Origin of the sequence: Flavobacterium sp. 38-13, from assembly GCF_001899155.1 — a bacterium.
GTDB classification, from domain to species: Bacteria; Bacteroidota; Bacteroidia; order Flavobacteriales; family Flavobacteriaceae; genus Flavobacterium; species Flavobacterium lindanitolerans.
This window is the reverse complement of record NZ_MKVG01000018.1, coordinates 1-23,488: the sequence shown is the minus strand read 5'-3', so window position 1 is coordinate 23,488 and position 23,488 is coordinate 1. Positions and strand designations below refer to the sequence as shown.

At 38.0% G+C, this 23,488-nt stretch carries 24 protein-coding genes and 1 tRNA gene; 12 read left to right on the top strand and 13 right to left on the bottom strand.

What is annotated here, in order from left to right:
* Positions 1–4 precede the first annotated feature (4 nt).
* A complete protein-coding gene (locus BGO88_RS12515) occupies positions 5–979 on the top strand; it encodes a DUF3078 domain-containing protein (protein ID WP_308130853.1) in 975 nt (324 codons plus the stop codon).
* A gap of 5 nt (positions 980–984) precedes the next feature.
* Here the strand turns inward: BGO88_RS12515 and BGO88_RS12510 are convergent, their stop codons facing one another.
* The 7 genes from BGO88_RS12510 to BGO88_RS12480 all read right to left on the bottom strand — a co-directional run bounded on the left by BGO88_RS12510 (position 985) and on the right by BGO88_RS12480 (position 8,331).
* Positions 985–2,331, bottom strand: a complete 1,347-nt coding sequence (locus tag BGO88_RS12510; RefSeq protein ID WP_286707167.1) for a deoxyguanosinetriphosphate triphosphohydrolase — start codon at positions 2,329–2,331, stop codon at positions 985–987.
* Positions 2,331–2,849 carry an RDD family protein gene (locus tag BGO88_RS12505; RefSeq protein ID WP_286707087.1) on the bottom strand — a complete coding sequence of 173 codons (519 nt, stop codon included), beginning with the start codon at positions 2,847–2,849 and terminating at the stop codon, positions 2,331–2,333. Before BGO88_RS12505 ends, BGO88_RS12510 begins: the two co-directional genes overlap by 1 nt.
* 13 nt (positions 2,850–2,862) lie before the next feature.
* Positions 2,863–3,087 carry a hypothetical protein gene (locus BGO88_RS12500; protein WP_056067886.1) on the bottom strand — a complete coding sequence of 75 codons (225 nt, stop codon included), beginning with the start codon at positions 3,085–3,087 and terminating at the stop codon, positions 2,863–2,865.
* Between the two features lie 33 nt (positions 3,088–3,120).
* On the bottom strand, positions 3,121–3,825 hold the full coding sequence (locus tag BGO88_RS12495) for an AAA family ATPase (protein ID WP_286707086.1): 705 nt from the start codon (positions 3,823–3,825) through the stop codon (positions 3,121–3,123).
* A gap of 101 nt (positions 3,826–3,926) precedes the next feature.
* The gene (locus BGO88_RS12490; RefSeq protein WP_101471196.1) at positions 3,927–6,320 is read right to left on the bottom strand and encodes a ribonucleoside-diphosphate reductase subunit alpha; all 2,394 of its coding nucleotides are present in this window, start codon (positions 6,318–6,320) and stop codon (positions 3,927–3,929) included.
* Positions 6,321–6,510: 190 nt separating this feature from the next.
* Positions 6,511–7,500, bottom strand: coding sequence for a ribonucleotide-diphosphate reductase subunit beta (locus BGO88_RS12485; protein WP_056067880.1), 990 nt, complete (start codon positions 7,498–7,500; stop codon positions 6,511–6,513).
* A gap of 261 nt (positions 7,501–7,761) precedes the next feature.
* Positions 7,762–8,331 (bottom strand): DUF3109 family protein, encoded by a 570-nt coding sequence (locus BGO88_RS12480; protein WP_056067878.1) that lies wholly within the window; start codon positions 8,329–8,331, stop codon positions 7,762–7,764.
* A 179-nt stretch (positions 8,332–8,510) separates the two neighbouring features.
* Here BGO88_RS12480 and BGO88_RS12475 point away from each other — a divergent pair, with 179 nt between their 5' ends.
* From BGO88_RS12475 to BGO88_RS12465, 3 genes are read left to right on the top strand one after another with little or no spacing between them, the layout of a single operon-like run.
* Positions 8,511–9,086: a MarC family protein gene (locus BGO88_RS12475; RefSeq protein WP_286707085.1), complete on the top strand. Its 576-nt coding sequence runs from the start codon at positions 8,511–8,513 to the stop codon at positions 9,084–9,086.
* 50 nt (positions 9,087–9,136) lie between these two features.
* Positions 9,137–9,337, top strand: a complete 201-nt coding sequence (locus BGO88_RS12470; RefSeq protein ID WP_056067874.1) for a hypothetical protein — start codon at positions 9,137–9,139, stop codon at positions 9,335–9,337.
* Positions 9,338–9,341: 4 nt separating this feature from the next.
* Positions 9,342–9,950, top strand: coding sequence for an FAD-dependent oxidoreductase (locus BGO88_RS12465; RefSeq protein ID WP_101471194.1), 609 nt, complete (start codon positions 9,342–9,344; stop codon positions 9,948–9,950).
* A 113-nt stretch (positions 9,951–10,063) separates the two neighbouring features.
* Here the strand turns inward: BGO88_RS12465 and BGO88_RS12460 are convergent, their stop codons facing one another.
* The 4 genes from BGO88_RS12460 to BGO88_RS12445 are packed head-to-tail and all read right to left on the bottom strand — an operon-like array spanning position 10,064 to position 13,361.
* Positions 10,064–11,650 carry a S41 family peptidase gene (locus BGO88_RS12460; protein WP_286707084.1) on the bottom strand — a complete coding sequence of 529 codons (1,587 nt, stop codon included), beginning with the start codon at positions 11,648–11,650 and terminating at the stop codon, positions 10,064–10,066.
* Positions 11,637–12,080 (bottom strand): deoxycytidylate deaminase, encoded by a 444-nt coding sequence (locus BGO88_RS12455; protein WP_056067869.1) that lies wholly within the window; start codon positions 12,078–12,080, stop codon positions 11,637–11,639. Before BGO88_RS12455 ends, BGO88_RS12460 begins: the two co-directional genes overlap by 14 nt.
* 39 nt (positions 12,081–12,119) lie before the next feature.
* A complete protein-coding gene (locus tag BGO88_RS12450; protein ID WP_277016738.1) occupies positions 12,120–12,569 on the bottom strand; it encodes a 6-pyruvoyl trahydropterin synthase family protein in 450 nt (149 codons plus the stop codon).
* A gap of 24 nt (positions 12,570–12,593) precedes the next feature.
* Positions 12,594–13,361 carry an enoyl-CoA hydratase/isomerase family protein gene (locus BGO88_RS12445; protein WP_101471191.1) on the bottom strand — a complete coding sequence of 256 codons (768 nt, stop codon included), beginning with the start codon at positions 13,359–13,361 and terminating at the stop codon, positions 12,594–12,596.
* A gap of 99 nt (positions 13,362–13,460) precedes the next feature.
* On the opposite strand from BGO88_RS12445, the gene BGO88_RS12440 reads away from it, so the two are divergent.
* The 8 genes from BGO88_RS12440 to mgtA all read left to right on the top strand — a co-directional run bounded on the left by BGO88_RS12440 (position 13,461) and on the right by mgtA (position 21,287).
* Positions 13,461–13,534: transfer RNA gene (locus tag BGO88_RS12440), tRNA-Ala, on the top strand.
* Between the two features lie 74 nt (positions 13,535–13,608).
* On the top strand, positions 13,609–13,926 hold the full coding sequence (locus BGO88_RS12435) for a hypothetical protein (protein WP_286707083.1): 318 nt from the start codon (positions 13,609–13,611) through the stop codon (positions 13,924–13,926).
* The gene (locus BGO88_RS12430; protein WP_286707082.1) at positions 13,926–14,327 is read left to right on the top strand and encodes a DUF5071 domain-containing protein; all 402 of its coding nucleotides are present in this window, start codon (positions 13,926–13,928) and stop codon (positions 14,325–14,327) included. Before BGO88_RS12435 ends, BGO88_RS12430 begins: the two co-directional genes overlap by 1 nt.
* A 599-nt stretch (positions 14,328–14,926) precedes the next feature.
* Positions 14,927–15,406: a hypothetical protein gene (locus BGO88_RS12425; protein ID WP_286707081.1), complete on the top strand. Its 480-nt coding sequence runs from the start codon at positions 14,927–14,929 to the stop codon at positions 15,404–15,406.
* A gap of 126 nt (positions 15,407–15,532) precedes the next feature.
* On the top strand, positions 15,533–16,213 hold the full coding sequence (locus tag BGO88_RS12420; RefSeq protein WP_286707080.1) for a response regulator transcription factor: 681 nt from the start codon (positions 15,533–15,535) through the stop codon (positions 16,211–16,213).
* Positions 16,213–17,577, top strand: a complete 1,365-nt coding sequence (locus BGO88_RS12415; protein WP_286707079.1) for a sensor histidine kinase — start codon at positions 16,213–16,215, stop codon at positions 17,575–17,577. Before BGO88_RS12420 ends, BGO88_RS12415 begins: the two co-directional genes overlap by 1 nt.
* 191 nt (positions 17,578–17,768) lie before the next feature.
* Entirely contained in the window at positions 17,769–18,479 is a 711-nt protein-coding gene (locus BGO88_RS12410) for an MgtC/SapB family protein (RefSeq protein ID WP_273236563.1), read from the top strand.
* Between the two features lie 99 nt (positions 18,480–18,578).
* On the top strand, positions 18,579–21,287 hold the full coding sequence (gene mgtA, locus BGO88_RS12405) for a magnesium-translocating P-type ATPase (RefSeq protein WP_286707078.1): 2,709 nt from the start codon (positions 18,579–18,581) through the stop codon (positions 21,285–21,287).
* 60 nt (positions 21,288–21,347) lie between these two features.
* Here the strand turns inward: mgtA and BGO88_RS12400 are convergent, their stop codons facing one another.
* Both BGO88_RS12400 and BGO88_RS12395 read right to left on the bottom strand, forming a co-directional pair.
* Positions 21,348–21,971: a GyrI-like domain-containing protein gene (locus BGO88_RS12400; RefSeq protein ID WP_286707077.1), complete on the bottom strand. Its 624-nt coding sequence runs from the start codon at positions 21,969–21,971 to the stop codon at positions 21,348–21,350.
* Positions 21,972–22,132: 161 nt separating this feature from the next.
* Positions 22,133–23,488: T9SS type A sorting domain-containing protein (locus BGO88_RS12395; RefSeq protein WP_286707076.1), on the bottom strand; the 1,356-nt coding region annotated here is incomplete at its 5' end.

Sequence of the window (23,488 nt, the reverse complement as noted above, 5' to 3'; positions counted from 1 at the left end):
TGTTATGAGATTATCTCCTTTAGCCTTAGGGTTATTCTTATTTTTTTCTGTATCGTCTTTTGCCCAATCTGTAGATACTATTCAATCCAAAAAACTAGATTCGGCTATTGTTAAAAAAGTTGTTACCCATTGGGAAAAGAAAAATGTGGTTGGATTTGACTTAAACGAAATTGCATTTGTCAATTGGAGTGCCGGGGGAAACAGTGCTATTTCCGGACTATTAAAAGGTACATTTACACGAAAATACGAGAATGGTAACCTAAAATGGCTTAACGAATTAATCGTACGTTATGGGGTAAGCAAGCAGGATGGTGTGGAATTGAGAAAAACAGACGATGCTTTCCAGTTCAACTCTACTTTTGGTTATAGAAAAGATACTACTTCCAACTGGTTTCATAGTGCGAAGTTTAATTTTAACACGCAGTTTACCAGCGGTTATGCCTATCCGAATACTGAGAAGGCAATTTCCAAGCCATTTGCACCAGCCTACACCTTTTTAGGGGTCGGAGCCGAATATAACAATAAGAAATATAACCTGCAGCTTTATATCTCGCCTCTTACTTTAAAGAACACTTTGGTTTTAGACCAACGACTGGCAGACCAGGGAGCCTTTGGGGTTCAGAAGGCGGTTTATGATGCCGTTACCGGAGAAAAGATTGAAGATGGTAAGAATTCTCGAACGGAACTTGGTTTCCTTTTTACCAGCGGCTATAAGAAGGAACTGTTCAAAAACATCAACTTAGAAAACAAGCTGAATCTCTACACGGATTATATCAACAATTTTGGGAACATAGACGTTGACTGGCAGGTCCAACTGGATTTTATTGTCAACAAATATGTGCGTGCCAATATCAACACCCACCTGATTTACGACCACGACATCAAGGCTAAAGAAGAAATCAATGGCCAGCAGGTTACCGTAGGACCAAAAGTACAGTTCAAGCAGATGCTTGGTGTGGGCTTGATTTACAGCTTCTAGGCTTATTACAGTTTCTTACGTCCGTTTATCGTATTAAATAATTCCAATGCATTTCCATCAGTCAGTAGTGACACGTAATGGCAAATGTGCAATAACCTTTTGTAAAGGTCATTTTTCTCATCATGGAATTTTTCCGGAAGCATTTTCAGCAATAGTCGGTCATAATTCGATGCTTCTCCGTGAAACTGGTTGTTAAATGCCGTAATAAATTTGTCCAGTAAAGTCTGGATAATCTGATAGCCTACCAATTCCTTTTCGATGACTTCGCGGCTTTGGTAGATGTTTTTTATGCTCAATTTGATGATGTCATTCATCTGGGCTACATATTTGCTCTTTTCCGTCAAGGCATGATGAAATTTCCCCTGAAGTATCAATTCTTCATTTTCAACGAATACTTTTACGACATCACTAATCAAACTGCCAATGGCCAATGCTCTCAGGTAGCTTATCCTGTCTTCTTTAGTAATTAAGGAATTGAATTTTTTGGTATCGATGCTGTCTTTTACCAGATTGATAAGGTATTCCAGTGCAAAATCTTCCGAAACCAGACCCAAATTGATTCCGTCTTCGAAGTCGATAATCGTATAGCAGATATCGTCAGCCGCTTCGACTAAAAAGGCTAACGGATGTCTTTCATAACCAATATCATTTCCTGATTTGTTAGGTATCATGCCCAGCTCTTCCGCAACCTCCTTGAAAAACTCCTTATCGGTTTGGAAAAAGCCGTATTTCTTATCCGAAATATGGCTTGTCGGTTTCTTAGGAAGTGATTCTTTTGGGTATTTCATGAACGCTCCGAGAGTAGCATATGAAATCCTGAGACCGCCGTCAATACCCGGTCGCGAAGCCGTCAATAACGAAAAACCGTTGGCATTACCTTCAAAATCGATTAAATCCTGCCATTCTTTTTCAGAAAGCTGTTCTTGGAACTGTTTTCCGTTTCCCGTTTTAAAATACTCGCCTATGGCTTTTTCTCCCGAATGCCCAAACGGCGGGTTTCCTATATCATGAGCCAGAGAAGCTGCCGCAACAATTGCCCCGAAATCGTTGGGCTGATAGCCATGAACTTCACTCAAATGCGGATATTTTTCAATAATCTGTTTCCCTACCAGTCTTCCGATGGAACGGCCAACGACAGAAACTTCAAGACTATGTGTGAGTCTTGTGTGAACAAAATCTGTTTTGGAAAGCGGGATTACCTGCGTTTTGTCCTGCAGGCTTCTGAAAGCGGAAGAAAATATAATCCTGTCATAATCGACTTCAAAGCCAAGACGTGTATCGTCCTGTTCTTTTCGTAATCTTTTTCCTTTGTCGCCTTGTTTTTTTAAAGACAAAAGCTGTTCCCAGTTCATCATAATTCGTTGGTATTATTTCCTATTTCATCAACAGAATAAAACAGTTCTTTTTTCTTTTCTAATAGTTCTTTATTAACAACATAGGTTTTGGAAATACTGTCATGCCAGCCTTTGTTTGGCGCACCCAAAAAAGAAAAAGTTTCAAAAGGGATAAGCCTGCAAAGTGAGCGCACTAATATTTCCTGAGTATCGGGTTTTTCACCATTTATATTGACAACTACTGTTTTAGTAATAAATTTCCCGATGGTTCTTGAAAAAAAGATTTCGAATATATTGTAATAAAGCAGTATGGACACAATTGCCACACCATATTCTTCTATCTTATTCATATTCCCGATACGGTCAAGAAGTTCCTGACTTCCAATAATAGCCGCAAATATCATCAACCCTATCAGGATAGCAAACATGAGCACTATTACACACACATAGTCTATCAAATAATTTGCAAGTCGGGTACCCAGACTTACGTTCAAATCTTTATCCAGCTTAAACTGTCTCGAAGTTCTGTTATCCATTTGTTTTTGAAAATTATTCTTTCAGGTTTGCCAAAAAGAAATTCTTGGATTTCTTTGGGTATTGGTTATGGGTCTTATCGCTCGGATTTTCAATTACCGACTTGATATTTACTTCATCCCCAATCTTAAAATTGGCTTCAGTATATTGGTAATCCAGAAGGTAAGGACCGCAGAAATAATTTCCGTTTTCATCTTTTTCTATGATTCCGGTATAAACTCCTTTTTTTTGTTTTGACATTGGTTTATGGTTAAAGTAAATAATTAGTTTGTTTTATGACAGTTTTGCCATTTCGTCAAGGATAATATTGTTTTTCACCTGCCTGAAAACAAAATCTTTTGCTTCAGAAAAAGAGATACCGTATTTCCTTTCCACATTTTGATATTTCACAGGATAGCGCGCCAGCAATTTATCATAATAGCCATCCAAAACCTGTTCTGATGGTGATATAAATTCCAGTTTAAGTTCAAAACGTCGCAACAACGCCTCATCAATCATTTGAATCTGATTGGTTGCGGCAATCAATATCGCGTTTCTTGGAAAATTATCTATCAGTTGCAACAGGGCATTTACAACGCGTTTCATTTCGCTGCTGTCTTTATTATCATAGTCCCTGACTTGTCCCAAAGAATCAAACTCATCAAAAAACAATACGGAATTCTCGTAATTGGCTTCCTTAAAAATGTTATTGATGTTCTTTGCCGTTTCTCCTAATTTGGAAGACACTATTGTTGACAGGTTTACGATAAAAATCTTTTTGTCCAGTTCTTTTGCAATCGCTTTGGCTGTCATGGTCTTGCCACAACCGGTCTTGCCATAAAGAAAAATTTTATTGGCGACAGGAAGTTCATACTGATGAAGGATTTCTGAAAAACGGTGTTCTTTCAAAAACTGCTCCACCTGTCCGGCAACAGAAGTTTCAAAGACAACATCTTCTAAATTTACATTTTCCCTATCTCTGAAATATAGTGTGCTCAAGCTATTCTGATTTTGTAAGCAAATATACTAAGACTAAAACTATTGGTATAAAAAAACAGCCATCATTTGACGGCTGTTTTTTATAGATATTACGTTTATTATTAAGAACCGCACATTTCGCAATCGTCTGGTTCTGCATTTTTGGAACGCTCCAGCATAGCACGGAATTCGTCAACAGCAATTGCCGGTTCTGCCACAGTTTCTACCGCTACAGGTTCTGCTTTTTTATCGTTGTTAAGTGTAAACTTAATTGCATCAACTGCCGACTTGGTTCTCAGATAGTACATTCCTGTTTTTAATCCGGACTGCCATGCATAGAAGTGCATTGAAGTCAGTTTGGCAAAATTCGCATCCTGCATGAACAGGTTTAACGACTGTGACTGGTCAATAAAATAACCTCTTTGGCGTGACATATCAATAATATCTTTCATTGACATTTCCCAAACGGTTTTATATAGTTCTTTCAAATCCTGCGGAATGATATCAATGTTTTGGATTGACCCGTTATGACGCATGATTTCCTGTTTCAGGTCTTCATTCCAAAGACCCAATTCTACTAAATCTTCTAACAGGTGCTTGTTTACCACGATAAATTCACCTGAAAGCACTCGTCTTGTATAGATATTTGAAGTATAAGGCTCAAAAGCTTCGTTGTTTCCAAGAATCTGAGATGTAGAAGCTGTTGGCATAGGAGCTACAAGCAATGAGTTTCTCACCCCATTTTCCATTACTTCTTTTCTCAAAGATGCCCAATCCCAACGACCGGACAAGTCTTCGTCTTTTAATCCCCAAAGATTGTATTGGAATTCTCCCTGTGAAATAGGCGAACCTTCAAAAGTAGAATAAGCTCCTTCTTCTTTTGCCATTTCCATCGAAGCCGTAACGGCAGCAAAGTATAGCGTTTCGAAGATTTCCTGGTTTAATTTTTTAGCTTCATCCGAAGTAAAAGGCATTCTCAAAAGAATGAAGGCATCTGCCAGACCTTGAACCCCTAATCCAACCGGACGGTGACGCATATTTGAATTTTCTGCTTCCGGAACCGGATAATAGTTTCTGTCAATTACCTTGTTCAGGTTTCTTGTCACACGTTTTGTTACGTTGAAAAGTAATTCATGGTTGAACTGTCCGTTTTCCACAAACATTGGCAATGAGATAGAAGCCAGGTTACATACCGCAATTTCATCTTTAGAAGTGTACTCCATGATTTCTGTACACAGGTTAGAAGAGCGGATTGTTCCCAGGTTTTTCTGGTTTGATTTGCGGTTTGCCGCATCTTTATACAGCATGTATGGCGTTCCGGTTTCGATTTGAGATTCCAGAATTTTTTCCCATAGTTCTCTTGCCTTAATGGTTTTTCTTCCTCTGCCCTGTTCTTCGTAAGAAGTATACAGCGCTTCAAATTCTTCACCATATACGTCGTAAAGTCCCGGACATTCGTTTGGACACATCAAAGTCCATGTAGAATCTTCCTGAACACGTTTCATGAACAAGTCCGAAGTCCACATGGCAAAGAATAAATCACGCGCACGCATTTCTTCTTTTCCATGGTTTTTCTTCAGGTCAAGGAAATCAAAAATATCAGCGTGCCATGTTTCGATATAGATAGCAAAACTTCCTTTGCGTTTTCCTCCTCCCTGGTCTACATAACGAGCGGTATCATTGAAAACACGCAACATCGGAACAATTCCGTTTGACGTTCCGTTTGTTCCGCGGATATAGGAACCCGTGGCACGAACGTTATGGATTGAAAGCCCGATTCCTCCAGCCGATTGTGAAATTTTGGCTGTTTGCTTTAGCGTATCGTAAATTCCGTCGATACTATCGTCCTGCATTGCCAAAAGGAAGCAGGAAGACATTTGCGGTTTTGGAGTTCCGGCATTGAATAACGTTGGCGTTGCATGCGTAAAGAACTTCTTAGACATCAGGTCATAAGTTTCCAATACTGCATCCAGGTCATTCAAATGGATTCCAACGGCAACACGCATCAACATGTGTTGTGGTCTTTCTACAATTTTTCCGTTTATTTTTAGCAGATACGAACGCTCCAACGTCTTAAATCCGAAATAATCGTAGTTGAAATCTCTATTATAAATTACATGGGAATCCAAAAAAGCCGCATTTTCCTGAATCACATTGTATACTTCTTCTGAAAGAAGCGGAGATTCCTGATTGGTTCTTGGATTCACATAGAAATACATTTCTTTCATCGTTTCTGAGAACGATTTTTTGGTATTCTTGTGAAGGTTTGAAATTGCTATCCTTGCTGCCAACTGGGCATAATCCGGATGGGCAATTGTCATTGCTGCTGCGGTTTCTGCTGCAAGATTGTCCAACTCTGAAGTTGTAACACCATCATACAACCCCTCAATAACGCGCATTGCTACTTTTACCGGATCTACAAGATCGTTCAAGCCGTAGCATAATTTTTTAATTCTATCCGTAATCTTATCAAACATTACCGGCTCTCTGTGACCGTCTCTTTTAACTACATACATAAGTTTACAAATTTGGTTAGGGAATGGAAGACCATTCGGGATTATTAAAAAGATTAAAACAATCCGCAAAAGCGGGAATAGTACTGATAACAAAGAAATTCTTTTCTTTCCGTCTATAGAAAGAAAAACAATTCTGTATTATCAGGAAATGGTTTAAAAGACAAAAGGGGTGTCTGGCTTCTAAAAAAATCTAGAAATCGGCGTCGAAACTAATTTTTTGCGATTCGCTGTCGTTTCCTGTTCCGCTGTTTAAAACTCCAGCTTTCTGATATTCTGAAACTCTTTTTTCGAAGAAATTTGTTTTACCCTGTAAAGAGATCATATCCATAAAATCAAACGGATTCGCAGAGTTATACACTCTTGCACATCCTAATTCTACTAATAATCTGTCGGTTACAAATTCTAAGTATTGTGTCATTAAGTTTGCGTTCATTCCAATTAAGCTCACCGGAAGAGATTCTGTTATAAATTCTCTTTCAATATCAAGAGCCTGTACCAGGATTTCTGTAATTCTGGCTTTTGAAACTTTGTTAACGAGGTGGTGGTTGTGCAAATGCACTGCAAAATCACAATGTACGCCTTCATCACGTGAAATCAATTCATTTGAAAAAGTAAGACCCGGCATCAATCCACGTTTTTTCAACCAATAGATAGAACAAAATGCTCCTGAGAAAAAGATTCCTTCTACGGCTGCAAAAGCAATCAGTCTTTCAGCAAATGAATCTGATTCAATCCATTTTAAAGCCCAGTCTGCTTTTTTCTTAATTGCCGGAAATACTTCCAAAGCGTGGAAAAGCTGGTCTTTTTCTGCTTCATCTTTTACATACGTATCAATCAGAAGAGAATAGGTTTCGCTGTGGATATTCTCCATCATGATTTGGAATCCGTAGAAAAATTTAGCTTCCGGATACTGAACTTCGTTTACAAAATTCTCTGCCAGGTTTTCATTCACAATACCGTCTGATGCAGCAAAAAAAGCTAAAATATGTTTGATAAAATATTTCTCATCATTATTCAGCTTATTGTTCCAGTCTGATAAATCCTGGTGCAAATCAATTTCTTCGGCAGTCCAAAAACTTGCTTCCATTTTCTTATACCACTCCCAAATATCATGGTGTTTTATAGGGAAAATCACGAAACGGTCTTTGTTCTCTTGTAAAATTGGTTCTATCGCTGCCATACTATCTTGACTTTTATTGTGTTATCGGAATTTATTCTTTGATTTCTTGACACTACAAAGATTGTCATTTGTATTCGTAAATGAAAGCCAAACTTATCCACAATTGGACATAGTTTTTAACAAGAGGTAAATTAATTCTTACTTTTTTAGATTTATTTAAAAAACTGAAAATCAGTTATTTACAAATTAAAAAACAACGCTAACTCCCATAAAACAAAGGAATTTAGAGTCGAAGAAAATTAAAATTTTGAAATAAAAAGTTTATTGATTTTTAAGTTCCTGAGCCACCTTTTCAAGTTCGGCATACCAGTCTTCTCCAAAACGACGAATGAGCGCTTCTTTTACAAATTTATACACCGGCACTTCAAGTTCTTTACCTAAGGAACAGGCGTCGTCACAAATCTCCCATCTGTCATAGTTTACTGCTGCAAATTCCGTAAAATCTTTAATACGTATTGGATACAAATGACAAGACACCGGTTTTTTCCAATCTACAATACCTTGATTATAGGCTTGTTCGATACCGCAAAGTGCAGTTTTACCGTCAAAAATTACATAAGCGCAATCCTTATTGTCAATCAGTGGCGTTTCCAAATCGCCATCTGTTCCTTTTATCCAGGTGCCCTGCGCTTCAATAGCATCAATTCCTTCTTTACGAAGAAACGGCTTTACTTTTGGGTAAATTGCTTCCAGGATTTTTGTCTCTTCTTCATTTAAAGGAGCACCCGCATCACCATCTACACAACAAGCCCCTTTACAAGCTGAAAGGTTGCAAACAAATTCTTTTTCTAAAATGTCTTCTGAGACAATTGTTTTTCCTAGTTGAAACATGCTGCAAAGATAGTTTTCAAATGTGAAATAGCGTGTTAATTTTTGAATTTCCGGCTTTACAGAAACAATTAGCTTATTTTCAATAACTTAATTTGAAAAAAATCATTAAAAAATTAACGAATCATTAATGATTTTTCATTTTTAATGAAATAATTTTGCAGCTTCAAAAAAGCATCGTTATGGGATTCGATTGGAGAGAAATTTTTACGGCCAGTATGGTTTTGTTTGCCGTTATCGACATCGTTGGTAGTATACCTATTATTGTCGATTTACGCTCAAAGGTAGGACACATCCAGTCTGAAAAAGCTTCTATTGTTGCCTGTGTCATTATGATTGCTTTTCTTTTTGTGGGCGAAGAAATCCTAAAGTTAATCGGCATCAACGCCAGTTCGTTTGCTGTTGCCGGTTCTTTTGTCTTGTTTTTCCTTGCTTTGGAAATGATTTTAGGAATCCGTCTTTATAAAGAAGACAACCCAAGTACAGCTTCTATTGTTCCAATTGCTTTTCCATTGATTGCAGGTGCCGGAACCATGACCACGATTCTGTCTTTGAGAGCAGAGTACGAAAAAATCAACATCATATTCGCCATAATCATCAATATCATTGTAGTTTTTGCCGTCCTGAAGTCGTCATCCAAGATAGAAAAGCTGCTTGGAGAGAACGGACTAAGTGTCATCCGAAAGATATTTGGCGTTATTCTGCTGGCCATTGCTGTTAAATTATTTGGCGCCAATGTTAAAGGGCTTTTTATCTAACATAGATTTTATTAATTTCACCATTCATAATCAGAGAACCCCTTCTTATAATGAAAATTTTTACTTACATATTAATCTTCCTTGCGTTAGCATTAATCATTTTCAACATTACTATTTTAGACTTCGACCACTTATTCGAAGGAGACAGTGTTGTTGGATTGATAGGAATTGCCGCTTCATTCTGCGCCATTTTCATTCTTCTGATTTTCAGAATGTCAAAAATGATCGAAGAAAAAACAAAAGACAAATAAGACCATGTTTGACGTTTTAATTATTGGCGGAGGCGTTTCAGGAATGTCCTGTGCCCTTGTTTTAGGGTCTGCTCAAAACAAAGCTTTTGCTGCCGACAAGAAAATTGGAATTTTTACACACCAGAAAGCTTCAAATCTTCAGGATGCCGTTTTTAATAATGCCTATGGAATTCCTGCGGGAAAATTAGGCTCGGAACTGTTGGAGGAAAGCAAAGAACAGCTTGCTTCTCTTTACCCACATGTTCAGCAAATTGAAAACGAAAAGGTCATGAAAATTGAAGGAGCCTACCCTAACTTTACGGTTGTAACCAATAAAGGTTCTTATCAAACCAAAATCATTGTAGTGGCGATCAACGCTACGAACACTTTCGCCATCGAAGGATTGATGGAATATGTAATTCCTCACAAAAAAGCGATTGCAGAAAAAAACAGAATCCAGTTAAAAAACGAAGACCATTTCGTTGCCGACGGAATTTACGTGGCCGGAACATTGGCAGGCTTGAGAAGCCAATTGTCAATCGCAGCCGGAAGCGGCGCTTCTGTGGCTACGGACATTTTGACTTTATGGAATAATGGTACGCATTCTCAAGTACACGATAGTATTAGAAAATAATTCTTGAAGTAGTCGCTAAGTTACCGAGGTGCTGAGGCGCTAAGGTTTTGTCTTTTTGTACGAAAAGAAGTTTTACATAAAATAAAAAAAGCATCCCGAAAAGGATGCTTTTTTTATTTTATTTCTTGTTTGTTTTCCAGAACGGCCTTAATCATGGCATCTTCTTTTAATACAATTTCATAGTATTTGTCGTCTCCGTATAATTGTCTGGCAAATTCAGCAGCCAAATAGCGCTTAACCAGATTTTTGGTATGCTTCAGGTCGAGAAGCACTCCGTTTTTGATTAAATATTTTTGGAAAGTATTGAAATAGCTATCTGTCTGTTGCATTTTTGTCAAAAACTGCTGGAAGGTCAGGTTTTTAAAATCATTACGGTTTTTATCCAACTCTTCAAAAGCAAAATAGCCTACGAGTCCGGATTGCATCATGTAGGCAATGCTTTCTTCGCCGTGTTCTACTTCCAGAGGCACAAAAATATCCGGAACGATTCCTCCGCCACCATATACAATGCGTCCTTTTGGCGTCCTGAATTTTAGCGTATCGGCTACTTTTATACTGTCCGACTTGTATAATTCGCCAGACTCAAAACGTTTTTCAAATTCCTTAAAGTATTCTTCACTCCCTTTTTCATAAGATTTCTGGATGGAACGTCCTGTTGGCGTATAATAACGCGCTACGGTTAATCTTACAGCCGATCCATCACCCAAAGGCATTTCACGTTGTACCAGTCCTTTTCCGAAAGAGCGCCTTCCTACTATGAGTCCGCGGTCATTATCCTGAATAGCTCCAGCTAAAATTTCACTGGCCGAAGCACTGTTTTCGTTAATCAGTATATATACTTTGCCGGTTTCAAAACTCCCATCATTGGTAGCATAGGTTTTGTCTACTCTGCCTTTTTTGTTTTTGGTAAAGACAATAAGTACGTTATCTTTGAGAAAATCGTCAGCTATTTCAATTGCCTTGTCCAGATAACCTCCGCCATTGTCACGCACATCAATTATAAGCGTTTTTGCTCCTTGTTTTTTAAGACTAAGAAGTCCTGTTTCAAATTCGTCATAGGTAGTTTCTGCGAAACGGTTTATTTTTATATAGCCAACGCCTGGATTGACCATCACGGCAATGTCTACACTTTTGATAGGAATCACATCACGTCTTACCTTGACTTTTAGCTTTTTATTTTCATTTTTTCTGTAGATGGTAAGCTCCACATCAGAACCTACACTTCCTTTTAGTTTGGAAAAAAGGGTGTCATTGGTAATCTTACGACCAAAAAGCTTGTAATTGTCTGCGAAAAGAATTCGGTCACCTGATTTGATACCTGCTTTTTCTGAAGGTCCGCCTTCAACCGGTTTTATGACCGCTACCGTATCATTATACATGTAAAAATTAACACCAATACCTACAAAATCACCTTTCATGCTTTGTGAAACCTGCTCAAATTCATTCTTGGCAATATAGACGGAGTGTGGATCCAATTTATCCAATATTCCGGTAACAGTCAGATCGACAATAGAGTCTGTATTGACATTGTCTACATATTCCCTGTCAATAAAATCGAGAAGTTTGTTGAGCTTGTTTTTGGGGCTGGTTTTGGAGAAAGCAACACCCTGGGTTGGAAAATTAAGCATTCCTCCCAAGACTACTCCTATTGCCAGGGCAGCAAAAATAACAAGTGGTAGATATATTTTATTGTTTTTCATTCATTTCGGTTTCAGAAATATGAACTACCTCAACGCCGGCATCTTTTAAAAATTGTATACCGGAATCATCCTTATAGCCTTCCTGATATACAACCCGTTTTATTCCCGACTGATGAATCAGCTTGCTGCATTCTTTACAGGGCGACAATGTAATATACAAAGTGGCTCCTTCACAAGATTGCGTTGAACCGGCTACTTTCAATATGGCGTTGGCCTCTGCATGAAGCACATACCACAACGTTAACCCATCAGCTCCTTCGCAGGAATTTTCAAATCCGGATGGCGTTCCGTTATAACCGTCAGAGATAATCATCCTGTCTTTCACAATAATTGCGCCAACCTGTTTTCTTTTGCAATACGACAACCGGCTCCATTCTTTTGCTATGCGAAGGTAGGCCTTATCATATTTGTTTAGTTTATTCAAATTCATACGTTTACGAAGAAATTTTTACGGCGATTGTCCCAAAGCCTAGTTGTCGCTTTGAAACCATTCTGCATAGGATGTTTCTGTTTCCTGTAGTCTCAAAGAATGTAGGGCTATGTTCTCCGGCAGTCTGCTTTTGATTTTTTCAGCGAAATCAATCACCATGTTTTCGCTTGTTGGCTGATAACCGACTAAAATCACATGATGCCCCCTGTTCTTTAGTTCCTCTGCCAATTCAACATGGGGCGTATTTTTATTAAAAACGGTTGCATGGTCAAAAACATCTACAACTTCTTCGCGGACTATTTTTTTCAGATCCGAAAAATCAATCACCATTCCAAATTTCACGTTGCTAGTATCTGAAATCGGCGTTCCTATTACAGTTACCGACAATTTATAGCTATGCCCGTGTACATTTTTACATTTTCCGTCATAGCCATACAATGCATGTCCTGTTTCGAAACTAAATTGCTTGGTAATTCTGATTTTGCTCATTCTTTTTTATTTCTGCAAATTTAGTTACTTTTTGAATTGGTTCAGGGCATTTCTGCTAAAATCTGACAAAACCAACTTCCCTGAAATTGAAGCTCTTTCATACAAAAGCGTATCCCAATTTTCGGTTCCTTCCCACAGTACTTTTTTCATTTCAGACAAGGCTTCCGGATTATAGGATGCTAGTTTTGAAGTAAAAATTTCCAACTCTTTATCCAAATCTTCTTTTGTTTCAAAAACTTTGGCGTACAGCCCTTTTTCCTGAGCCCAATAGGCATTTTTCCATTCGTGTGCTGCCAAAGTCATTTCGCCTAAAGCGCCCTTACCTATTTTTCTTGAAACGGCCGGTTCAATCACAAAAGGCCCGATTCCGATAGCCAGTTCTGATAGTTTAATAGCGCTGTCTACTGTTGCAAAAGCATAATCGCATGCCGCAGCCAGTCCTACACCACCCCCAACGGCTTTGCCATGAATGCGTCCAACAATCAGTTTGGAGCATTTACGCATAGCATTGATTACGTTTGCAAAACCCGAAAAGAAGCTGGTTCCTTCCATAAGGTTCGATACAGCCAAAAGCTCATCAAAAGAAGCTCCGGCACAAAACGCCCCATCGCCTTCGCTTTTTAGAATAATCAGATTTACGTCCGGATTGCTGCTCAAATTGTTTAATTCGTCCGTCAGTCTTTGTAATAATTCACTTGGGAAGGAATTACTTGCGGGATGTCCGAATTCAACGGTTGCTATTTTATTTTCGATAACGGTATATAGTGACCCGTTTAATCTTTGTGTGGTCATAAAAAAATATTTGCAGGTAAAGTTACGCTTTTGCAAAATAAATTCATCGGAAGGTATTTGCTTTTTGAAAATTAATTCCCTTAATTTGCCACATGCTTTGGGGATGTAGCTCACTTGGCTAGAGCGCTTGGCTGGCAGCCAAGAGGTAGTGGGTTCGAATCCCATCTTCTCCACCTGATAGGACAAATCGATATTTTTATTGGTTTGTCCTTTTTTATTTTCATAAAAATTAATCTTCAACAATAAAATGATAATTAAAAAACACGAATTAATCAGGATTATTGAAAGACTTTCGAAAGAGATAGAATTAAATTGTAATGATGATATGTTAATTGACAGTGAAGATTATTACTGGGATATTCAGTCCAAACAACTATACAATCCTAAAGAGAAACCTGAGTTAATGCTCGGACAATTGTCAGACGATTGGAATGACCTTAGAAGATTATTGGATAAAGAAAATGTCTCTCTTTCTTATGATTTGAAAAGACTATCATCAATTTTACATTTACTCGAATTTAAATTGGGCAGTGATTGGATTTTACAAGATAATGACAAAATATAATGGATAAGGACACCCAAAACTTAGTACCAAACAACAAAGAAGACTTAAATTTCATCAATAATTTAAAGCTGAAATCTATTTCTGAAATAAGAGATATAATTCCACAATTATTAGAGTGGATGCAGGATATGAATTGGCCTCAAGCTCCGTTAATAGCCGATTATTTCTCTCCTTATATTAATGAAATTCAAGAGGAATTGATATCGATTTTGAAAAGTAATGATGAAATATGGAAATATTGGATTCTTCATGGCCTCATATTACATTCTGAGATTACTCCTAGCCAAAAAATTTTACTCGAAGTAAAAAGGGTTTACTTAAATGCATCAAAACAAGAAAAAGAAGAAGAGGTTGATGTAATTGCAAAAGAAATATTAGAAAAATACCATATCCCTTTTTAATCTACAACAACTTATTCATAATAACTCACTGTTTAATAAATCACTATATAATGTTTCTTTTCAATCTTTAAACTCAGCATACAAATTGAAAAAGATTTCTTCAGATTTATTTTTGGAGTAGGCTTATTAAGTAATATTCCAATTCCAACATTGTGAGACTGATTACCATGATTGAGAACAAAATGCTCTTTATTTGAGTCCTCAAGGAAAAAATCACTGTAATTATAATTTAATTGCAATTCTTCTTGATTAACAAGTTTCAAGTATCAAAGTTTTTATTTCAATTGGTGTTTCGATTTCGATTTGAAATTCAAATTTTTCTAAAAATTCTTTGACAGTATTCCATTTGGAAAAATTAAATTCGATTTTGGAATTGCAATATATGTCAATATAAAAATTTGCGCTTAAACTCCTTTCAGTCCATCCGTCGGAATATAAATAAGACAGGATATAATATTTATCCAGTTTAAAATTCCCTGTCGAATCTATTCTTTGTATTTCAATCGGATTGAATTTCATGAGTTAAAAGATTTCATTTCTAAATTTTAATAATTTTAGACTTTAATTTTTCTCGAAATAGAAAACTAAAAACAAATATCATGAAATATAAATACAGCATCCCAATTATTATTATTTTATTGATAGTAAATTCAATTATTCAGCACAAAAATCGGGAAAAAGAAAAAAAGATTTATAATTTAATATTCAATGAAATTAAATTTTCAGGCACCATTACTGGCTTACAGGTTTCAAAAAACCATGATTTCGGGATTATCACAATTAAAATCAAGGAAACAAATTGCAAGGAATTTAATCCGATCATTAACACCAAACATATATTACCATATACTATTAAAGATTCGGCAGCAGAAATTTACATTACTGTTTCAAGTAATCTAAAAAAGGGCGATTTTGTAAAAGTTGATTCTAACAATGGAAAGGCTATTTTTAGCAATACAAGCGGCATTCTTTATCAGGGTCAAATTCATATAATCTCTGTAGAAACCGATATTGATTTTGTTAAGAAAAATTCTACTCTCAACAAAAAACACCTAATTTCTATCCTCGATAGCCCATAAATCAACAAGGTAAATCTTCGATAAGTCTTAAAACATTTTTAACTGTAACTGACCCACTTTTTACATTACTTCTTTATAATACAGCTTATTTCGTAGCTTTGTATAATCCACTCCAAAAAGACAAAAATGGCAATTTTAGTAATAGAAGACGACCAAAGGGTAGCCGAACTCATACAGAGAGGACTTGAAGAACAGGGTTTTACTGTTACTTTAGCCTATGACGGCCTTTCCGGAAAGAAGTTAGCGTTACAAAACAACTACAAGCTGATTATTACAGATATTATTTTGCCAAAAATGGATGGAATTGATGTATGCAGGCAAATACGGGAAACCAAACCCGACATTCCCATCATCATGTTGACGGCACTTGGCACGACAGACGACAAGGTAGAAGGATTTGATGCCGGAGCAGACGATTATCTGGTCAAACCTTTTGAAATGCGCGAACTGTTGGTACGTGTCCGGGCTTTGCTAAAACGCAATACCAAAACCGCAAACAGTGTCGGTTTTATTATACGTTTTGCTGACCTTGAAATGAACCTACACACCAAAATCGTGAAACGGGACGGACAGGAAATTAGCCTTACACCAAAAGAATTTAAACTTTTAGAATATCTGATGCACAATCCGGAACGGGTATTATCTCGTATTGAAATTGCCGAAAAAGTATGGGATACCCATTTTGATACCGGCACCAATTTTATTGATGTCTACATCAATTATCTGAGAAAAAAAATCGACCGGGATTTTGAAAAGAAACTCATACACACCAAATCAGGAATGGGATTTATTTTGAAGGCAGAATAATGAAAATCAGGACACGGCTCACTTTACTATTCACCCTAATTACTGCGACAATTTTACTGGTCTTCGCTGCGGTTATCTATTTTACCGCCAAAGAAAACAGGGAAAAGGAGTTTTATTCCTTATTAAAAAAAGAAGCCATTACCAAAGCCAATCTTTTTTTAAATGCCCGAGTTGACAAACAAACCTTGCAGGAAATCTACCATAGCAACCGAAAGATATTAAATGAAGTAGAAGTTGCTATTTATGACCCATCCTTTGATTTGCTTTATCATGATGCTGTTGATATCGATTATGTAAAGGAAACCAAACAGATGATAAACGAGATTAACCAAAAAGGAGAAATCAGCTTTTATCAGCAGGATTGGCAGGTTATCGGGCTTCGGTATGAATTTCAGAATAGCTATTATATAGTTACCGCCACAGCTTATGACCAAAATGGTTATGTCAAACTTAATAATCTGTTTAAGACTATCGTTATTGTTTTTATCATTTCTGTCCTGTTTATCTACATTGCCGGGCGTTTCTTTTCAAAAAAAGCATTTGGTCCTGTAAAGGAAATGACCGAAAAGGCAGCAAACATTTCTGCCACCAATCTTGACTTGCGCCTAGTGAGCAACGGAAGCAAAGACGAACTTTCAGAACTGGCCAACACATTCAACGAAATGCTCGACCGCCTGGAAAATTCTTTCGAGGCACAAAAACATTTTGTTTCCAATATTTCCCATGAATTAAGAACGCCTCTTGCGGCCATTATTGCCGAATTGGAATTATCTACCCATAAAGACCGTACTATCAATGAATACAAAGATGCCATAACCAATGCGCTGTCTGACGCCCAAAAACTGGTACGCCTTTCCAACAGCCTGTTGGATTTGGCAAAAGCGAGCTACGACCCATCCGAAATTGCTTTTAAGCCTGTCCGTATAGACGAAATATTATTGGATGCCCGATTACAGGTACAACAGGCAAATCCTGATTACAGAATTGACATCCACTTTGAAAGTGATTTTGAGAATGACGACCAGATATCTGTTAACGGCAATGAATATCTTCTAAAAGTAGCTTTTGCCAACCTGTTTGAAAACGGCTGCAAATTTTCAAATGACAAACAGAGTACCGTTTCTTTTTCATATGGTGATGGAAAAATCCTGTTACGATTCGCAGACAAAGGCATTGGTATTTCGAAAAAAGACATTGAGAATATCTTTACTCCTTTTTATAGAGGCGAAAATAAAAAATATGCCGACGGAAACGGCATTGGCCTTTCGCTTACACAAAAAATCATAACACTTCATAAAGGCACTATCAGCGTAAAATCTGAAAATCCCGGAACTGTCTTTACGATTGTACTGGCCCACATTTAGCCTTTCTAATAAAATTCTAATTTTTTTCTATTGATTCTCTAACGGCTCTTTCCATTGAGAATGAAGATTTTTGTGTCAGCAAAAAACACAATGATTTTCATCTTAAACCGGAATAGCCGTGGCACTTCTTTTTGTACCCGACTTCGTTTGAGGAATTGATTTTTTGCTTGCAGATAAGTAAATATACGCCAATGACCCTTTTAAGTTTTTCTATACGCCTGTTATTTGCGCTTGTATTTGGCGCCTCCATCGGCATTGAACGACAGTGGCGTCAAAAAAGCGCAGGACTTCGCACCAATACTTTGGTGTCATTAGGTTCTGCTGCCTTTATCCTGCTTTCGGTTTCGCTGACAGATGTGGCGGGTGACCCAAGCCGTATTGCGGCGCAAATTGTAACCGGTATTGGTTTTCTGGGCGCAGGTGTAATCATGAAAGACGGTCTGAGCGTACAAGGTTTAAACACTGCCGCCACTATTTGGTGTTCTGCAGCTGTAGGTTCGCTTTGTGGTTTGGGATTATTTGCACAGGCAGGGATTGTTACGGCTGCGATTATGCTTACGCACATGCTTCTCCGCCCGCTTGGACAAAAGTTGAGCTTGCTCACATTCATAAAATCAAACAATATACAAACGGACTATCTGTTCACTATTAAATGCAAAACCGAAGTAGAAAATCAGATTCGCGTATTGCTGATGCAGATGCTCGGAAACGAGGACAAACTATTATTAAAATCATTAACCAGTAATGACACAGAGGATATAAACCAGGTAACAATAACCGCAGAGATTAAATCTGCTACACCCCAGGACAACCTGATAGAAAAAACGGCAAGCCGTCTCACTATCGAGGAAAAAGTAATTAAAGTAAGTTGGGAGATTACGGGAACTGAATCAGACCTATAGCAATAGTTTCAGCCATGCAGAGATATCCTTCTCCCAACTTTTTTACTTTAATATTTAGCAATACCACAATACTTATTCATCAAACAAATAAAAAGCCCAATGATGACAAGTTTAAAAAAGAAGATAAAAAACCCGCTTCATTCCGTAATCAATTCAAACGGAATGAATATGGGAACCGTCACTAAACTGCAAAATGCATCCAGCCAGGACGACAAGTTTGTTTATGCCATGCTGGAAACCAGTGAAAAAGGAATAACAGATACTACTGCAGAGGAACGCAGACTGAAATTCGGAATCAATGAATTACAGCACCAGAAAGCACCAAAGCGGCTTATGCAGCTATTGAAAGCATTTGCCAATCCTTTTATTTACATACTACTGGTCATTGCTGTTGTTTCCTTTGTTATTGATGTTTGGTTGCCGTCTGTAGAAGACCGCGATTTCAAAACCGTCATCGTAGTTTCCGTTATGATTCTGGTAAGTGCTCTTTTACGTTTCGTACAGGAATACCGAAGCAATTCAGCAGCCGAAAAACTAAAGAGTATGGTAAAGACCACTGCTACCGTATTCAGAAAGTTTAGAGGTAAAAAAGAAATCCCTATCAGTGAATTGGTTCCCGGTGATATTGTATACCTGTCTGCCGGTGATATGATTCCTGCCGACTGCCGCATCATACAGAGCAAAGACCTTTTTGTAAGCGAAAGTATGCTTACAGGCGAGGCACTGCCTGTTGAAAAAAGTCATTTCCCTATACGGAATGCAGAAAAAAAGCAGCCTACAGATCTCAATAATGTCTGTTTTATGGGTACAAATGTAGTAAGCGGTTCTGCTACAGCAATTGTTGTTGCCACCGGCAGCTATACTTTTTTTGGAAGCATTAGCAGGTCTATTGTGGGAGAACGTCCCGAAACCAGCTTTGACAAAGGGATTAACAAGGTCAGTTTCTTACTTATCCGCTTTATGCTCGTGATGGTTCCGCTTATTTTTTTAATCAACGGATTACTGAAAAATGATTGGGCAGAAGCTTTGCTTTTTGCTATTGCCATAGCGGTAGGCCTCACACCTGAAATGCTGCCTATGATAGTGACAGCCAACCTTGCAAAAGGCGCTGTAACCATGAGCAGACATAAGGTAATTGTAAAACGTCTGAACTCCATCCAAAACATTGGAGCTATGGATATTCTTTGTACAGACAAAACCGGAACCCTGACATTGGATAAAATCGTACTGGAAAAACACCTGAATGTTTACGGAATAGAAGACGATGAAGTCCTGAAATGGGCCTATCTCAACAGCTATCATCAAACAGGCCTTAAAAACCTGATGGATGAAGCCGTATTGGAGCACGCCGATTTGCATGACTATCTGAAGGTAGAAGAACAATATATTAAAGTTGACGAAATTCCTTTCGATTTTCAACGCAGACGAATGTCTGTCGTATTGAAAACGCACAATGGCAAACACCTTCTTATTACCAAAGGAGCCGTTGAAGAAATGCTGGAGCTATGCACGAATGCTTTTGACCCCGGAGATGACCGCAGCCTTCACATAGAAAACGACTCTGTCGTGCCTATGGACGATATGATGCGAAAAACCGTATTGAACACTTCTAAAAAAATGAATGAAGAAGGATTGCGGGTTTTGCTGGTTGCTATTCGTGAATTTGACAGTTCTCATCCTCTCACCTATTCCGTTCAGGATGAGGACCAGCTTACCTTAACAGGTTTTATTGGCTTCCTCGACCCGGCAAAACCATCTGCAAAACCTGCAATTGAAGCCCTGCAGAAATTAGGTGTAGGCATAAAAGTACTTACGGGCGACAATGAAATAGTGGCAAAAAAGATTTGCAATGATGTGGGCATTCCTGTCCAACACGTCGTCAACGGTATTGATTTGGAAAAAATGACTGATGATGAACTATTACAGCAAATTGATACGGTTTCTGTATTCGCCAAACTAAATCCTTTGCAAAAAGTAAGAGTCGTAAAAGCCTTACGGGGCAAAGGACATACAGTTGGTTTTATGGGTGATGGTATTAATGATGCCGCAGCGTTAAAAGAATCAGATGTGGGTATCAGTGTAGATACAGCCGTGGACATTACGAAAGAAAGTGCCGATATTATTTTGCTCGAAAAAGATTTGATGGTATTGCGCAAAGGTGTAATCTATGGAAGGCGAACCTTTGGAAATATCATTAAATACATCAAGATGACGGCCAGTAGTAATTTTGGTAATATGTTCAGTATGTTGGGAGCAAGTATGTTCTTACCATTCCTGCCTATGTTACCCGTACACCTGCTGGTTCAAAACCTGCTTTATGATATTTCACAAATTTCGATTCCGTGGGATAAAATGGATGAAGAATTTATCCGGAAACCCAAAAAATGGGATGCCGGTAGCGTATCCAGATTTATGCTTTTCATTGGCCCGATAAGCTCCATCTTCGATTTTGCCACGTTTGCCGTTATGTTTTTCGTTTTTAAGGCCAATACTCCGGAACATCAGACCCTTTTCCAAAGCGGCTGGTTTGTAGAAGGCCTGCTTTCACAAACACTTATCATACACATGATACGTACAAGAAAGGTTCCTTTTATACAAAGCTGGGCGGCAACTCCGGTAGTAGCCTTAACTTCTCTGATTATGGTTATAGGGATCCTTATTCCTTTTTCACCTTTTGCAGCAGCATTAAAAATGCAGCCTCTGCCATTAAGCTATTTTCCATGGCTTATAGGCATACTGACGTGCTATTGCCTGCTTACGCAATTAGTAAAAAACTGGTTCATTAAAAAATTCAATTCCTGGCTTTAATACAGGTATTAATAGCAAAAACACCAAAAGCCATTTCGATGACTTTTGGTGTTTTGCATTTTATTTTACCGGTTCCCTTAAAATAGTTTTGAGTTTGCTCTGTTCGGTCTTATTGAAATCTGACAGGTATATTTCATGATGCAGTCCATTTTTTTGAAATCCATTTTCTTCTATAACTTTTCTCATTTCCTGTAGTGTTTCAATTTCCTTCAAAAATGGCCCAACATGCAACATCTGGACAGATTTTCCCTCATTCATCCGAAAAAACTTGATTTCTTTTACAAGTTCCAATTTCTTTTTTGCGAAAGCCGCCTGAATTGCCTGGTCAACATCATTTTCTGACACATATTCCGGCATCCGGATTAGCAAGCGATATTCCCATTCGCTCCTGGCAATTGCTTTTGGCGCTTCATCCATAGTAATCCCTGCAAATTTTCTTTCGTCATACCACCACAGTCCTTCCAGTTTTGAAACCGTAAAATCCTTGCCCTGCTGTTTGAACATAAATTTGATGATATAGGCAGTTGTATAAAGCGCCTGTATCTTTTCTGAAAAACTTTTTTCGGAAGGGTCGCCCTTGCCGGTTAATGAGATAAATTGAGCCGGTTCTATCTCAACAATTTCAGGTTTGGTTTTAGAAGCAAAATAGGTTTTATACTTCTTTGTTAAATCTAACTTTTCCATTTTGGCTGTTGTTTTTTGATTAGTATTACGCAAAATAAAACTACACCAGTGACAACCCTATGGCAACAGGTTTTCAGTTTAACAATTAATTGCAATAATCCTAAAAACTAAAAGTCCCTAATCTTTCGAAAAGGGACTTTTTTAAACTAATTGTAAATCATTTATTTCTTCACAAACTTTGCAGTTGCTCCGGATTCGGAACGCATAAAATACATTCCTGAAGCCAGTGAGCTTACGTCAATACTATTGTTTCCAGACTTTAAAGTCTCCTTTTGTATTGTTTTTCCTGTCATATCAGCAATTGTAACATCTGTTGCTTCATTCAATTGGATAAACAGACGGTCTGTTACCGGATTCGGATAAATTTTCAATCCGTCTTTTATGAATGTGTCCACACCTAAATTCGTTATCTGAACACAATTTGAAGTTGCGGAGCATCCGTTTTGAGTCACAATTACCGCATACGAACCATTTCCACTTGCCGTGTAAGAAGCATTGGTTGCTCCGTTTATAGGTTGATTGTTCGCACAATTAATCCACTGATAGGTAGCTCCCGTTGCAGATGCCGTTATCGTACTTCCCTGTAATGTTGTTGCAGTATTTACCAAATTAACAACAACTGTCATCGTCGCTGTCGTAACACATTGACCCGTTGTAGGTGTAAAAGTATACGTTGTGGTTGCTGTATTGTTTATTGCCGGACTCCACACACCTCCAATTCCGTTATTGGAAACTGTTGGCAGTGTGAATGTATTACCGGAACAAACCGGTGCAATCTGCGTAAATGCAGGAACAGTTGGAGCAGTAACATTCATGGTAATTGTATTGCTCGTAACGTTAGTTGGTGAAGCACAGGCCGCATTACTTATCATTACACAAGAAACAGTACTTCCGTTTGCAAGTGTAGTAGTTGTATAAGTTGGGCTATTTGTACCAACGTTATTGCCATTGACTTTCCATTGGTAAGAAGGCGTTGTTCCTCCATTAACAGGTGTTGCCGTAAAAGTAACGCTTGTTCCCTGGCAAATCGAAGTCTGTGATGCATCAATTGTTACTGTTGGCGTACAAGCTACCGGAGGCGGCCCTACCAAACAGATAGTAAAAGGAAGCGTAGTTATAGCTGTATTAGGATTTAATACGCGAACATAATAGGTTCTGCCTATAACAAGATTGTTATTCGTAAAAGTTATAAAATTCGTGCCCGATGGAAGACACTGAAGCCTATTTCCGGTACAGCTTTCTTCATAAATTTCCATGGCGAAATACATCGTTGAATTTGTTGTTGCTCTTGACACCGTAACAGTCATCGTCTGACCTGTAGCGGTAAATTTATACCATACGTCCTGGCTACTGGTGTTAGCACAGGGAGGAACTGCTCCATCCAATAAGGCTCCCCTTAATGTACCGGAAACGTTTACGCAGGTATTATTTGGTGTAAGTTCTATGGCTGTGGCACAACTGTCATTTGCAGGTTTTGGGAAAGACTGGACACAGATATTGAAAGCCAAAGTAGTCAG

Excerpts from the sequence above, each read along its gene's own strand:
- BGO88_RS12515 (WP_308130853.1), top strand. The coding sequence starts at position 5 with ATGAGATTATCTCCTTTAGCCTTAGGGTTATTCTTATTTTTTTCTGTA.
- BGO88_RS12510 (WP_286707167.1), bottom strand. The coding sequence starts at position 2,331 with ATGAACTGGGAACAGCTTTTGTCTTTAAAAAAACAAGGCGACAAAGGA.
- BGO88_RS12505 (WP_286707087.1), bottom strand. The coding sequence starts at position 2,849 with ATGGATAACAGAACTTCGAGACAGTTTAAGCTGGATAAAGATTTGAAC.
- BGO88_RS12500 (WP_056067886.1), bottom strand. The coding sequence starts at position 3,087 with ATGTCAAAACAAAAAAAAGGAGTTTATACCGGAATCATAGAAAAAGAT.
- BGO88_RS12490 (WP_101471196.1), bottom strand. The coding sequence starts at position 6,320 with ATGTATGTAGTTAAAAGAGACGGTCACAGAGAGCCGGTAATGTTTGAT.
- BGO88_RS12485 (WP_056067880.1), bottom strand. The coding sequence starts at position 7,500 with ATGGCAGCGATAGAACCAATTTTACAAGAGAACAAAGACCGTTTCGTG.
- BGO88_RS12480 (WP_056067878.1), bottom strand. The coding sequence starts at position 8,331 with ATGTTTCAACTAGGAAAAACAATTGTCTCAGAAGACATTTTAGAAAAA.
- BGO88_RS12475 (WP_286707085.1), top strand. The coding sequence starts at position 8,511 with ATGGGATTCGATTGGAGAGAAATTTTTACGGCCAGTATGGTTTTGTTT.
- BGO88_RS12470 (WP_056067874.1), top strand. The coding sequence starts at position 9,137 with ATGAAAATTTTTACTTACATATTAATCTTCCTTGCGTTAGCATTAATC.
- BGO88_RS12465 (WP_101471194.1), top strand. The coding sequence starts at position 9,342 with ATGTTTGACGTTTTAATTATTGGCGGAGGCGTTTCAGGAATGTCCTGT.
- BGO88_RS12460 (WP_286707084.1), bottom strand. The coding sequence starts at position 11,650 with ATGAAAAACAATAAAATATATCTACCACTTGTTATTTTTGCTGCCCTG.
- BGO88_RS12455 (WP_056067869.1), bottom strand. The coding sequence starts at position 12,080 with ATGAATTTGAATAAACTAAACAAATATGATAAGGCCTACCTTCGCATA.
- BGO88_RS12450 (WP_277016738.1), bottom strand. The coding sequence starts at position 12,569 with ATGAGCAAAATCAGAATTACCAAGCAATTTAGTTTCGAAACAGGACAT.
- BGO88_RS12445 (WP_101471191.1), bottom strand. The coding sequence starts at position 13,361 with ATGACCACACAAAGATTAAACGGGTCACTATATACCGTTATCGAAAAT.
- BGO88_RS12435 (WP_286707083.1), top strand. The coding sequence starts at position 13,609 with ATGATAATTAAAAAACACGAATTAATCAGGATTATTGAAAGACTTTCG.
- BGO88_RS12430 (WP_286707082.1), top strand. The coding sequence starts at position 13,926 with ATGGATAAGGACACCCAAAACTTAGTACCAAACAACAAAGAAGACTTA.
- BGO88_RS12425 (WP_286707081.1), top strand. The coding sequence starts at position 14,927 with ATGAAATATAAATACAGCATCCCAATTATTATTATTTTATTGATAGTA.
- BGO88_RS12420 (WP_286707080.1), top strand. The coding sequence starts at position 15,533 with ATGGCAATTTTAGTAATAGAAGACGACCAAAGGGTAGCCGAACTCATA.
- BGO88_RS12415 (WP_286707079.1), top strand. The coding sequence starts at position 16,213 with ATGAAAATCAGGACACGGCTCACTTTACTATTCACCCTAATTACTGCG.
- BGO88_RS12410 (WP_273236563.1), top strand. The coding sequence starts at position 17,769 with ATGACCCTTTTAAGTTTTTCTATACGCCTGTTATTTGCGCTTGTATTT.
- mgtA (WP_286707078.1), top strand. The coding sequence starts at position 18,579 with ATGATGACAAGTTTAAAAAAGAAGATAAAAAACCCGCTTCATTCCGTA.
- BGO88_RS12400 (WP_286707077.1), bottom strand. The coding sequence starts at position 21,971 with ATGGAAAAGTTAGATTTAACAAAGAAGTATAAAACCTATTTTGCTTCT.